Annotated in this window: 12 protein-coding genes; 8 read left to right on the top strand and 4 right to left on the bottom strand. The window is 47.6% G+C overall.

The genetic code is table 11. From position 1 onward, the window contains the following. Positions 1-29: 29 nt before the first annotated feature. Complete coding sequence (locus tag HPY27_RS17780) at positions 30-1,124, top strand: HD-GYP domain-containing protein (RefSeq protein WP_174225587.1); 1,095 nt, start codon at positions 30-32, stop codon at positions 1,122-1,124. Here HPY27_RS17780 and corA read toward each other — a convergent pair whose 3' ends face one another. The 3 genes from corA to HPY27_RS17765 are packed head-to-tail and all read right to left on the bottom strand — an operon-like array spanning position 1,125 to position 2,927. Then, entirely contained in the window at positions 1,125-2,060 is a 936-nt protein-coding gene (gene corA, locus HPY27_RS17775) for a magnesium/cobalt transporter CorA (protein WP_174225586.1), read from the bottom strand. Then, the gene (locus HPY27_RS17770) at positions 2,023-2,199 is read right to left on the bottom strand and encodes a hypothetical protein (protein ID WP_173622924.1); all 177 of its coding nucleotides are present in this window, start codon (positions 2,197-2,199) and stop codon (positions 2,023-2,025) included. The genes corA and HPY27_RS17770 overlap by 38 nt, the downstream gene beginning before the upstream one ends. Positions 2,200-2,246: 47 nt before the next feature. Continuing rightward, complete coding sequence (locus HPY27_RS17765) at positions 2,247-2,927, bottom strand: NAD(P)H-binding protein (protein WP_017251402.1); 681 nt, start codon at positions 2,925-2,927, stop codon at positions 2,247-2,249. 118 nt (positions 2,928-3,045) lie between these two features. Between HPY27_RS17765 and HPY27_RS17760 the strand changes: the two genes are divergently transcribed. Together HPY27_RS17760 and HPY27_RS17755 are read left to right on the top strand one after the other, a co-directional pair. Then, positions 3,046-3,837, top strand: a complete 792-nt coding sequence (locus HPY27_RS17760; protein WP_035291759.1) for a hypothetical protein — start codon at positions 3,046-3,048, stop codon at positions 3,835-3,837. 124 nt (positions 3,838-3,961) lie between these two features. Beyond that, positions 3,962-5,278: a globin-coupled sensor protein gene (locus HPY27_RS17755; RefSeq protein ID WP_174225585.1), complete on the top strand. Its 1,317-nt coding sequence runs from the start codon at positions 3,962-3,964 to the stop codon at positions 5,276-5,278. Positions 5,279-5,298: 20 nt separating this feature from the next. Here HPY27_RS17755 and HPY27_RS17750 read toward each other — a convergent pair whose 3' ends face one another. Continuing rightward, entirely contained in the window at positions 5,299-5,766 is a 468-nt protein-coding gene (locus HPY27_RS17750; protein WP_017251399.1) for a cysteine dioxygenase, read from the bottom strand. A gap of 401 nt (positions 5,767-6,167) precedes the next feature. Between HPY27_RS17750 and HPY27_RS17745 the strand changes: the two genes are divergently transcribed. The 5 genes from HPY27_RS17745 (at position 6,168) to HPY27_RS17725 (ending at position 12,833) form a co-directional block, all read left to right on the top strand. Then, positions 6,168-7,358, top strand: coding sequence for an MFS transporter (locus HPY27_RS17745; protein ID WP_174225584.1), 1,191 nt, complete (start codon positions 6,168-6,170; stop codon positions 7,356-7,358). Between the two features lie 51 nt (positions 7,359-7,409). Continuing rightward, a complete protein-coding gene (gene yunB / locus HPY27_RS17740; RefSeq protein ID WP_017251397.1) occupies positions 7,410-8,135 on the top strand; it encodes a sporulation protein YunB in 726 nt (241 codons plus the stop codon). 132 nt (positions 8,136-8,267) lie between these two features. Beyond that, entirely contained in the window at positions 8,268-9,263 is a 996-nt protein-coding gene (locus HPY27_RS17735; RefSeq protein ID WP_174225583.1) for an ABC transporter substrate-binding protein, read from the top strand. After that, positions 9,260-11,446 carry a sensor histidine kinase gene (locus HPY27_RS17730; RefSeq protein ID WP_174225582.1) on the top strand — a complete coding sequence of 729 codons (2,187 nt, stop codon included), beginning with the start codon at positions 9,260-9,262 and terminating at the stop codon, positions 11,444-11,446. The genes HPY27_RS17735 and HPY27_RS17730 overlap by 4 nt, the downstream gene beginning before the upstream one ends. A 7-nt stretch (positions 11,447-11,453) precedes the next feature. After that, entirely contained in the window at positions 11,454-12,833 is a 1,380-nt protein-coding gene (locus tag HPY27_RS17725; protein ID WP_174225581.1) for a sigma-54-dependent transcriptional regulator, read from the top strand. Positions 12,834-12,852 lie beyond the last annotated feature (19 nt).

Here is a 12,852-nt window from a genome sequence, read left to right as displayed (position 1 = left end):
ATACCCTGAGGAAAGGCGAAGGAAAGGAAATGCGACTGAAATCCATTCAAAAATGCCAGCCGGGTGATAAACTGGCTCGTTCCATCTATACAGAGAACGGAACGATTCTCGTTGGCGCTGGAGTAGAACTAACCCAACGAATGATAACTCGACTCAAAAACAAAAACGTGAACAGTCTCTACATCCAAGACAAGCGCACGGATGATATTATTGTGGAGACAGTCATTTCCGAAAATACTCGCAGACAAGCAATGTCCATGATTCACGATACATTCCGAACCGTTCATCAAGTTCCGGATAAATGGCAGCAGCTTTTTTCGGACAAGGGTTTGGGACGTAAGCTGCGGGATGTCATGCAAACCGTTGCGGATGAATTAAACAGTAGTGATTCAGCCATGAATTTATTGGCAGATGCTTGCGCCTTCGACAATTACATATTCACGCACTCATTTAACGTTGCCTTGTATAGCACAGCTCTCGCCATAAATACTGGCTGTTCGGAAAAAGATGTGTTGGAGATTAGTATTGGCGGTATGCTCCACGACATAGGAAAAGTGCATATCCCAGACGACATTTTGCAAAAACCGGGCCGCCTTACGCAAGAAGAATTTGAAATCATGAAAAGACATGCAGAGATCGGTTTTGAAATGCTGCGTCGTCAAGACGACATCCCATTGCTTGCAGCCCACTGTGCTTTTCAGCATCACGAGCGCTGGGATGGCTCCGGTTATCCGCGGCACCTGAAAAAAGAAGAGATTCATCCGTTTGGTCGCTTGATGGCAGTGGCCGATGTATTCGATGCCCTGACGTCACATCGGGTATACCGTCGCGGAATGCTCCCTCATGAAGCGATGGAGGTGCTCTACTCCGGTTCAGGCAAACTGTTTGACCATGTGTATGTAGAGGCTTTGCGAAATACGATTGCACTCTACCCTGTTGGTCTGACCGTCAGCCTGAACAATGGTATGTCTGGTGTCGTCGTCGATTCGAACAAAGGAATGCCGAGCCGTCCGATCGTCAGAGTCCTGGTGGATGAAGAAGGTCGGGATATTGAGCAACCCTATGAGTGTGACTTGTCCAAAATGCTGACGCTCATGATCATCGCCTGTGGAGATTTGGTATAATCAGAGCCAGTCTTTCTTTTTGAAAATGAGAAACATCGTCGTGCCGATCGCCGCCATACTTCCCAGCACGATGTAGTAGCCGTAGGGTGAACGCAACTCAGGCATCACATCAAAGTTCATCCCGTATATACCGGTCACAATGGTCAACGGCATAAAAATCGTCGTCAAGGCGGTAAAAACACGCATAATATCGTTGGCTCTGCCAGCAAGCGCCGCTTGATACGCTTCGCGCAAGTTTCCGATGAGTTCGCGAAAAGCTTCAAAGCTCTCTACAATTTTGCTGGCATCCTCTACAATATCGCCAAAGTACTTCCGCAAATAAGGTTGAATCAGCGGGAGTTCTTTTTTATGTAGGGCGTCAATCAAATCCCGCTGGGGAACGAGCATTTTACGGGCGTACAAGATTTCACTGCGCAGCCCGATAATTTGATCCAGATGGGATTTTTTCGTGTGCATCAAAATTTGTTCTTCCAGGTCTTCAAGCAGGTCTTCAATTTTTTCCGTCACATCAAAATAACGATCGACAATTTGATCTACCAAGTAGTACAGAAACGCATCGGGCTGATTGACTTCTTTTTCTCGGATGATTGACAGCATGGTAGTGAATTCGGGGGCCTCCTGCTTCGTTACGGTGATAATGGTGCTGCTGCCCAAAAAAATATTGATCTCGCGTAAGAAGATATCATGATTGTGGAAGGTAATGCCATTGATGACCATAAAGTAATGATCATCGTAATGTTGCAGCTTGGGCCGCTGTTCTTCCTCGTCGATGCAGTCCTCGACAGCCAGATGATGCAGTCCGAACAGCGGCTGTAAAATATCCAAATCGAATGGTGCGGCATGAATCCAGTAAAACCCGTTCACAGGTGGAGTAGCAGCCTCTTCGATGTCTTCTATCTCAGTGATGATTCCGTTTTGTACGAGTCTGATCTTCATGAACGATTCTCCTGCTAGTGGATTCGGTTGCGGCGGGTAGACGGGGCCAGATTTGTGTGAGAATCAGTTCATAAGCAGAACGAAGTGCTCGGCGACTAGGCGGAGCCTGTGATGCACGCTGTTGCTTGGGAGTCGTCATGCCAATTCGCCTCCTCGATAAAAGCCTTCATCCTATACGTATGAACGTCAACTCGTCCTTTTTCCCGCTGCGGCTAACTGTGGTAATTCCCTTGATTCGTACACATGCGCACCTGCCAGTCCAAGAGAGGCGATGTGATGCATGGCTCCTGCGACATCTGTTGCAGTGACAGGTTGATAGGCGCGTAACGGTCCGATCCAGAGAAACGAAAGTGAGTGTGATAGCTTCGCACCGAGCTCTTCCGATCGCCGGTGTTCCTGTCGCGGGCCCAGTAAAAGGGAAGGGTGGAACAAATGCAGACTCGGAAGCGCCAACTCGCGCAGTGCTTCCTCCAGCTCACCTTTTACACGATTATAGAAAAAGACGGATCGGCTATTTGCGCCGATTGCTGTGATGATGAGAAACTGGCTGGCTCCTTCTTCTTTTGCCAATCGAGCAATTTCGAGCGGGTACTGATAATCCACTGTGCGAAACGCCTCGCGACTACCAGCCTTTTTCATGGTTGTCCCCAAGCAGCAAAAGATGTCTGCTCCTTCTAAAAACTGTCGGCAATCCCCCAACTGACGAAAGTCAATGACGACTGTCTGCAAGCGAGGATGCGTGAAAGGGAGCGCGTTGCGGACGACAGCGATGATTTTTCCATATGCGTCATCTTTTAAGAGATGTTGTAGCAATGCACGGCCGACGAGTCCGGTCGCTCCAAATAATACCGCACGTTTCATTGCCATAGTGTTCCTCACTTTCTGCGATCCCTCTCTCTTATTTTACCGTTTCGAGCGGTTTGACCAAAGCCATTTTTTGCATACTACAGGTAAGCTGAACAGATGAAAAGGTGGATGTATCGATATGTGGACAAACAAGAGGGTAGGTATGATTGGCTGTATCGTATGGATGTTGACAGGAGCCGGGTGGGGACAAGTCGCTCTTGCCTTGGAGGGGAGAGACGTACAGCCTCCTCCAACTGTGTTCGAGCAAATCCAGATCAAACGGCAGGATGTGACAGGCGATGGTCGGCCGGATTTCGTTACGTTGCTAGGAAAGAGGTTTGCGGCAGACAGTCCTTACTTCGAGCACCTAAAAATCATGGTTCAAGATCCCGTTGCGAAAAAAACAACCTTTTTTACAACACCGTATGGCGCTTATCAGCCGGAGATGTTCTTTTGTGATTTTACCGGCGGGGGTGTGCAACAAATTTTACTTCAGGCGCCGACTGGGGGTAGTGCAGGGACGTCTGAGTTTTATTTGTTCGCAGACAAGGACAATAAGCCGGCGATTCTGCCTGTTCCTCAGCCCTTGACGATTTCGGGCTCCTACCAGGATCATTACAAAGTGTCATTGACGATCAAGGAGACGGGGGAGACTGTCGTTCTGGATTTGTCAGATCGCAAAAAAATCTATGAAGAAAATGGGGTATACAAGAACGGGAAGCTAGTTTCTCCAGTAGAGGTCATGCCTAACACGTTCAGCGTACTCATGCCCATCGATGAGAATCGTGATGGTATTTGTGAATTAAAAGGAGAACAAAGAGTCAGCGGTGTAGCCAATGCGGATACGATCGCGTATGTGGAGTCGTACTGGAAATGGGACAAGACAAGCTGGAAGCTGCAACGGGCAGTCGTGAGGAAAGCGGAAATGTAGGTGTTTGCTAGGCTCAAACAACCGCCCATAGCCCATGTGGGCGGTTTACACCCGTTTGCAAAGGGGTATATAATTGAAAGGATATTCCAGAGTTATATGTACTCGGATAAAAGGAGTTCAGGCTATGAGCACATGTCCGTTTTCCACCTTTTTTGGTTTGAAAGGGAAAGGAAAAAGTGAATCTTTTTTTCAGGGGGTGAAGGAAAAGGGGGAAGTGCACATTGTAGGGAAAAGTACCCTCGCGAAGCAACTAGCAATGATCAATTTGACCGAAGAAGAATTGGCCATTGTGAAAGCACTTCAGCCACTTATCATTCAAAATATTGACGCTATTGTCGACTATTTTTATACCAGTATTGAAAAAGAACCGCTTTTAATGAAGATTGTAAACCAAAACAGTACGATTGAACGGTTGAAATTAACGTTGAACCGCCATATCTGCGAAATGTTTAGCGGACGCATCGACAGCGCTTACATTGAACAGCGCAGTAGAATTGCGGTTATTCATATGCGAATAGGCTTGGAACCAAAATGGTACTTGAGTGCATTTCAAAACATGATGGTTTCCTTGATTGATCTCTTGCATAAAAATATCGCGGACAAGGACGAATTCGTACAAGCCCTCACGGCCGTCACGAAGATTCTCAGCATCGAACAGCAAATTGTGCTGGAGGAATATGAAAACGAGCATGAAAAGGCGCGGCGAGCAGAACAAGACAAAAAGGACGAGCTGCGAATCCTCCTGACCAATTCTGCGCATGAGCTGGCAGCGGTCTCAGAAGAAAACAGCGCGTCTGTTGTACAATTGACAGAACAGTCGAGAGAAGTGCTTCGTTTTGCTGAAAATGGCACGGGCTTTTCCACGAAAGCACAAGACCTGTCCCGTGAAGGCAAAGAAAAGCTGGAAAAACAACAGGAACAAATGTGCTTGATTCAGAGCAGCGTCAAGCAAATCTCGGAAGAAATGAACGCGATGGAGAAAAACGCAGAAAAAATCCAAGGGATTGTAGAGGTCGTGACGGCAATTGCTGAGCAGACGAATCTTTTGGCGCTAAATGCTGCGATTGAAGCAGCACGTGCGGGCGAACAGGGACGCGGATTTGCCGTCGTAGCTGATGAGGTACGCAAGCTGGCAGAACAGACCAAAAAGTCGGTTTTCGGTGTGCGTGAGCTGATCGAGAAGACGAACCAACAGACAGTGGTCCTCTCGTCTGTCGTGGTAGAAATTCAGGCGCTGGTCCAATCGAGCACTGCGGTAGTAAACGAGACGAATGCCTTTTTTGAAGGAATCATGAGCGCTGTCTCAGACAGTAAAGAACAGAGCTCACGGATTCAGCGGGAGCTGGAAAACTTCTTCAAAGTCATGGAAGATATGAACCAAGCGGTGGCACAGGTAGCCAGCTCTGCGGATGAGCTATCGGAAATAACGGAAAACCTGTAAAAAATAGTAAGTTTTTCAGTTCAAAGGGAACAATAGTGGCGGCAATTACGCAATGGAGGACTGTAGACGTTTACGGAAACAACCGGACTTTGTCCATTGTTGCGAATGGCGTGGATTTCCCCAGGCTCTACAAAATAGTATTCACCCGTACTGACATGAGTGGTTTGTGCTCGTTGTACTTCATTTTCATTATTCGTTTGGACATAAATCATATTCGTTAGCGTACCTGAGACTACCAATTCCCATCCAAAAGAGTCACCGTGATTATGGGGAATGGATTCCTGATCTGTCGGTAGATGGATCAAGACAACCTCTACATGTGGCGTGGAGAATAATACTTTGCGTCCATAGGGCAGGTTTAGTGGCTCCGGGATGTATGGACCGAGTTGTTCCATGCAGGGAGACAAGGAAATGAGAGCGTGTCTAAGCTGGGCAGGAGTAGGTGAAACGAGGGACCCAAATGCTTGTTCCAGACGTTCCAGATTCATAAAAAACCTCCCAAACGAAAGTCATACTTCCTACACCATATGATCAAATTTCAAGAGTAGTGATAGCCTGAGCTCGTCCAAAAGGGAATTATTTACCATTATTATTACATTGTAAATCAACAGGATTACTTGAATTTAGGGCGCTTTTAAAGAAAAAGCGTCCTTTTTTGTGCTATCGACAATCTGCTGGCCCACCACCTATTATGGAAGTACGGCAATAAATGCCGTACAGGACGATTTGGGGAACGTCCCCCTTCCGAATGTTTCGAGTAACATAAGCTTTTTTTGATTTTCATTCAAGAGGAGGCATGCGCATGTCAACTGCCATAATCAGTGTACGCACCCACTAGAGGGGGGCGTTGATTCAAACCACCTGTCATGATCGGGAGGTTTGGATGTAGATGAATAAGAAATGGTATTTGTATGTCAATGCGTTGTCATCCTTGGGATCACGGATGAATTTGATTGCGTGTAGCGCGTTGATTTTTACATTTGAACATAGTGCTTATTGGATGACTGCTTTTTTCGTTGCAAGACAGCTAGGGGGGATGCTGTTTAGTCCCCTGGCAGGCATGTTGGCTGATCGAATGGATAGAAGGCGTACCATGATCGTAACCGACCTGGGGGCCGGTCTTGCTATTTTGGCCATCGCATTTTATCCGACACCGTATGTATTAATCGCAGCGGCTTTTCTCAATGGAATGCTGTATACGCTGTTTCATATTAGCTTTCAGGCATCCTTGCCACAAATATTTGGGAGTGAGCAACTGGTTCAGGTCAATGGATTAAAGGTCAGGCTGGAGTCATTGGTAGGCATCATGGGCTTCATGCTGGGAGGATGGCTGACAGATCACTATGGTTATACGATTGTGATCGCTTTGGATGCTGCCAGCTTTCTTTTCTCTGCATGGATTCTGACGAAACTTCGTTGGGAGGAGAAGGGAAACGCTGCGCTTGCTACTTCATCTGACGCGGATATCAGAGGAAAAGCAACGAGTGGCTTTCGTGTCACCCTTCGTTACTTGCGGGACACACCCGTACTTCTGACGATTAGTCTGTTAGCTTTTCTCGTATCGCTGAGTACATCTGCGTATAATTACGGGTTGCCTTTTTTGGCGGATCAGTTGCGAGGTAGTGACGCTACCTTGCACGGATTAATGTGGACGGCGATGAGCGTCGGAGGTTTGATTGGCTCCTATGTGGCAGCTCGCTTGCAGGTGAAGCTGGTGAATGGGATGCTCGTTGCTTATGCTGTTTTTTCCGTGGGGATTGTAGGGGCATTCGCGGCAAACCATGCTGTGGCTGTGCTATTGCTCTTGATTTTCGCGGGTCTATTTTCCGGCGCAGCACAGGTTTATGAGAGCACACTTTTGCAACAAGCCCAAAATGAGCTGCGCGGCAAGGTGATGGGGGTGCAGGGGCTCTTGAGTCGAAGCGGGTACTTCGCTGGTTTTCTCATGGCTCCATTCTTGGCGGGTGCCTTCACTTTATTGGGGATGCTGGTCTTTGCCCAATTGATGTTTGTCGCAGGGCTGATCGGATTTGGCTTGTACCTTGTTATTTCTCCCAAAAAATCGAAATCGGCCTCCTGATACACGTAGTCTTTTTTTCACCTTCTAGCCATAGGATGTACCAGTTGGGAGGTGTCGGGATTGGCCGTATTTCGACCCCGGCGGCGTTGGAGAAACCCGCTTTCACGTACGAAAGCGTTTTTGATCGCGTTGGTTATCTTTTTTGTTTTGACGATACAGACACTTGTGTTTTTGCAAAATCGATTGGAGCCTACTCTCTTGATCCTGGCTACGCAAAAAGCTGAACAATTGGCGAAAGAAGCGATAACAGATGCCGTAACCAAGCGGATTTCACAGCAAGGCGTCGACTTCAATCAGATTGTCAAAATCGAGAAGAACAACGAGGGGCAGATTCAGGCGTATCAGTTCAACTTCAAGGAATATGCGAGAATCGTGGGCGAAACAACAGCGAGAGTCCAGAACAAGCTCCAAGAGTTCGAACAAGATAAAGTAGACCGCACGATCCCGCTTGGTTTGGCTACCGGAAACTCCTTTTTGGCATCGATGGGGCCGAATTTGCCAGTGACTTTCGTGCCCATCGGCTCGGTCAAGACCAAGCTGGAGACAGAGCTGAAAGAAGCAGGCATCAACATGGTGCTGGCGACGGTATATATTTTTGTGGAGGTCGATCTGCGCATTGTTATCCCTTTTGCGACTGAGGAGCAGACGGTCACGACGAAAATCCCGATCACCCACTCCTTGATCATTGGCGATGTACCGACGTATTTGTACAACAACCCGGAAGGCAAGCCGGATGTGCCGCGGATTCCTGGGGATGTACCGAATAGCACTCCGTAATCGCGGAATAGGAAAAAGCGGCAGCTCTTGGTTGTCGCTTTTTTGTTTTTTTTCGTTAGAGACCAAGGTTTGTTAATTATTCACATTTTCTGCAATCATTTGCCGCTATGATGAGAGATGGATGTGATACCTATGAAGAAACAAAGGAAAATCCTCTTTCTCATCTTGTTAGTGGCAGGAACTCTGCTCGATTGGTCCAGTAGTCAGCAAAAACAGGACGTCGATCTTTACACGATAGGAATTGTGATTGCCAATGAGGATAGAAAAGATAAAGTAGCGGGATTAAAGGCGGGATTGCAATCGTTAGGTCTCAGTGAAGGCGCACGTGTTCAGTATGTGCCCGTTTATTTGAATGCGGTTCAGACGCTAGAAGAGGAGCGCTCCCTTGTCCAGGACTTGATATCAAAAAAGCCTGATGTAATCGTAACGACAGGAGCGCATGAGACCTTTTTGATTCAACAGGAGACAACGACGGTTCCGATTGTTTTTATTGGTGTCGCCTCAATGGCAGAGCTACCCCTTGTTGAGACTGAGGGAACGGTTACGTGTGGCATCAGTAATGGCCAAATGAATGTCATTGGGAAAAGATTGGAGCTGACATCTCGTTTGTTGCCTGACGCCAAGCGCTTTCTGGTCATTGCCGATTCTCATGCTCCTACGACAGAGCAAGCCATCGTAGAAGCACAATCAGCTGCTGCCTCGCTTGGTATTCGCTTACAGGTGAAGCAGGTTGCCTCCCCAAAAGACTTAGAGCAGTTGCTCAGTGGGCTCTCTCCAGGAGAATACGATGCCATGCTCCCTTTACCTAGCTACGTTCTGGAAGATGCGATTATCGATTGTTTACCTCTTTTGATCGAGAAGCAATTGTTTGTCATGGGCGCATACCCCGAGCAGGTGAAGGCTGGTTTGTATGCCGCTTACGGCGTTTCTTTTCATGCACAAGGCATGCAGGCTGCTCATATGGTGGCTCGGGTGTTGGATGGAGTGCCTCCAACAGCTCTGTCAATCGAATGGCCGAATGACGTGCGGTTAGCTGTCAATGCCACTTCTCTGTCTAAGCTTCCTATTACCGTAACCGACCAACAGTGGTCACTGGCACAAGAATGGTATGGAGTGAGGAACAAATGAGGAGGAGCAGACTACCGCGCATCAATCGACTGAAGACAAAAATGCTCCTGTTTGGGCTATTCATGTCCATCATCCCTTTTCTGATTCTTGGTTATATCAATTTGCATACCAGTAAAGAAAAGGTTCGAGAAGAGGTAGACAGAGCCAATCAGATCTACGTGGAAAATACGTTGGCGCAGTTAGATATGCTTTTTTTACATACGTCCCAATCCATGCAGGTGGTTCAGCAGCGTTTTCTCAATGAGCGCCCTAGCGATGACGATGCTTATTTCTTGCTGAATACGTTATTGAAAACGTCAGCTTACATGGAGGAAGTCGCGCTTTTTCATCAGGATGGAGAGCCGCAGTATTTGCTGAATCGCTGGAAACACCATAGGCAGGACACACCCAAGGAGAGAGACACCCAACTTCTTTCCACGATCCAGTCGGGAAAACCATACATCGGAAGCATTGTCCGATCAGCAGAAGGGAAGCTACTGGTAACTGTCGCGATCCCTCATGTATCTGCCAACGGTGTAAAAGGCGGCATGTACGCAAAGCTCAATGTAAAACAGTTACTCGAACAAGTCACACTGCGAGCTCGCTATGAAAACGAGGCCTATTTGTTCGTCACAGATGGGAAAAGCGATAGGTTTGCCGATCCATTTATGCTGGGCAAGCCTTCTGATGGCTCTTTGACCTATTATGAACAAGCGGTTCCTCCCTCCTGGACACTACCAGATCGAATGGAAAAGCCTGTTATCCGTACGTATCAAGCTTCCAATGGAGATGTCATGGTCAACTATGCCATGCGCTCTTCGGTCACACATTGGGTCATTATGCTGGAGCAGTCGAGCCAAACGGCGTTTGCTGCCTTTTCAAAATTGGAACAATCTCTGCTCTTTACGACCTTATTTATCGCACTTATCGTTCTAGGGATTAGCATTGTGTTCTCTGTCTCGTTTAGTCGATTAATGGAAAAGATCGAATCGGCTGTGCAAAAAATCGCAGGTGGCGACTTATCCGTACGAATACCAGTGACGACCTCAGATGAAATTGGCAGGTTAGCAGCGTCCTGTAATGCAATGGCACAAAGTCTGGAGATGAAGACCAATCAGCTTCTCGAAGAAAAGAAACGGCTTGATCTCGTCGTCAGTGGTATGGGGATGGGGCTGATTCTCGTAGATGAGTCGTTTCGCATTCGCTGGATTAACCAAACAGCGTCGGCGTGGTTCCAGGATGCGTCTAATCTCCTGGGAAAAGACTGCCATCAGACGATTGGTCAGCAATTCAGCTCATGCAGTGGTTGCATGCTCCGAACGCGACAAATGGTAAACGAAAAACAGACTGACCTTATTTCCTCCAGAGTCGATCAGGATGGACGTGTCCGTTCTTATCGACATCAGGTTTTCCCTCTGCATCCGGAGAAAGAGTCGTCTGCTTTTCTAGAGGTCATCGAGGACATCACGGAGAAACGAGAGCTAGAAGCCGCTATCGCACAAGCGGACAAGCTCGCTGCTATTGGACTATTGGCGTCGGGCATCGCCCATGAAATTAATAATCCATTAGGTATTCTGTCGGTGTATGGACAAGACTTGCGAGACCGTCTCGTGGACGAGGATATTCGAGATTTGCAGGATACAGGAGAGCTTACCCAATACTTGGACACGATGGATAAACAAATTAACCGTTGCAAGGAAATCACGACCCGATTGCTGCATTTTTCGGGGAAATCACCCGTTACCGTAGAAAAAGTAGATATTCATCAAGTCCTATCAGACATTCTCATTCTTCTGTCCCATGAAATACGTGTCAAACAGGTAACGGTGAACCAGTCTCTGTTGGCCTCTGCTCCGTATCTTCTTGCTACGCCTGGACAACTTCAGCAGATCGTGCTCAATCTGTTAACCAATGCGCTGTACGCGACCACAGAGCGAGGAAATATCGAGATAGCAACTGATTCTCCATCGAATGATCGACTCCGTCTGTGGATCAGAGATGATGGATGCGGTATACCCGCAGCAGATTTGCCCCATGTTTTGGAGCCGTTTTATACAACTAAGCCTCCTGGAAAAGGGACTGGTCTCGGGTTATCGGTCTGCTACGGGATTGTGACGAATTTAGGCGGAGAAATCGAGATCGAAAGTACACCAAACAAAGGCACGACTGTTACGGTCATCCTGCCGTCAGCAAAGGGGGAATGAACAAAAGATGCACGCAGACACACGTATACTCATCGTTGATGACGAAGCAGATTTCCGCCATCTATTAACCAGTCGATTAAAGAGAAAGGGATATACCACGCTGGAAGCATCTGACGGAATCAGCGCACAGAAGCTAGTAACCAGCGAAACGATTCATGTCATTCTGCTTGATTTGAAAATGCCCGGGATGGACGGCCTCTCCTTTTTGCAATGGTGCAAGGAAACCTCTCCTGCCATTCAAATCATTGTTGTGACCGGACACGGAACAATCGAAACAGCTATCGAAGCGATGAAACGCGGCGCTTATGATTATTTGACAAAGCCTTACAACCTCAATGAATTGGAGGTTTTGATTTCCAAGGCCGTCGAAAAACAGCTGCTGACCGAGGAAAACCAACAGTTGAAAGAAGTGCTATCGACAAACGGGAAAACGACGTTTCAAATCGTTGCGGAAAGCCCGAGGCTAAAAGAGGTCCTAGCAACTGCTAGGCGAGTAGCCAGCACGGATTTTCTCGTTCTCTTAAAAGGGGAAAGTGGAACAGGGAAGGATGTCATCGCGAGACTCATTTATGAATGTAGTGAGCGAGCAGCAGAGGCATTCGTACCGATCAATTTGGGGGCGATACCTGAAACGATGCTGGAAAGTGAACTGTTCGGGCACGAAAAGGGAGCTTTTACAGGTGCAACGGCGCAGAAAAAGGGACTGGTAGAGATTGCCCATCTGGGGACGCTCTTTTTGGATGAAGTAGGGGATTTGCCTTTTCCTTTGCAGGTCAAGCTGCTCCGTTTTCTGGAAACCGGTGAATTTCGCCGAATAGGGAGCCCGATTCTGCACAAGGTGGATGTTCGTATCATTGCTGCTACCAATGCTGATCTGGAGAAGAAAGTGGAAGAAGGAACGTTTCGATCCGATCTTTATTTCCGGCTGCATGTCATGGATATAACGATTCCACCTCTCATAGAGAGAAGAGAGGACATTTTGCCACTGTCGGCTTTCTTTTTGAATCGACTCAAGCGTAAGTATCCAGTCAAACCGCTTTCTGTGAAAGCGCAGGCAGCTCTTTTGGCCTACTCATTCCCGGGGAATGTTCGGGAGTTGGCTCATATGATCGAACGGGCTGTCGTTTTGGCAAAAGGGGAGGAAATTGACGACAAGGATCTCTTTCCTCACGAACAGCCAGTACCTCACAACCCGTCAGATAGGAAGCTTATTTCATCAGCAGAATCTGGGGAGGAAGAGGCGTTTTTACTGAAAAATGTAGAGCGAGAACATATCAAGCATGTGCTGGACGTTCTGCAATGGAACAAAACCAAGACAGCGGAGAAGCTGGGGATTAGCGTACGCAATCTGTACCGAAAAATCGAAGAGTATGAGCTGCGACCGTGACATTTTGTCGCGTACTGAC

It is taken from the genome of Brevibacillus sp. HB1.1, from assembly GCF_013332445.1.
Classification (GTDB): Bacteria; Bacillota; Bacilli; order Brevibacillales; family Brevibacillaceae; genus Brevibacillus; species Brevibacillus porteri.
This window is presented reverse-complemented; position numbering and strand designations above follow the sequence as displayed.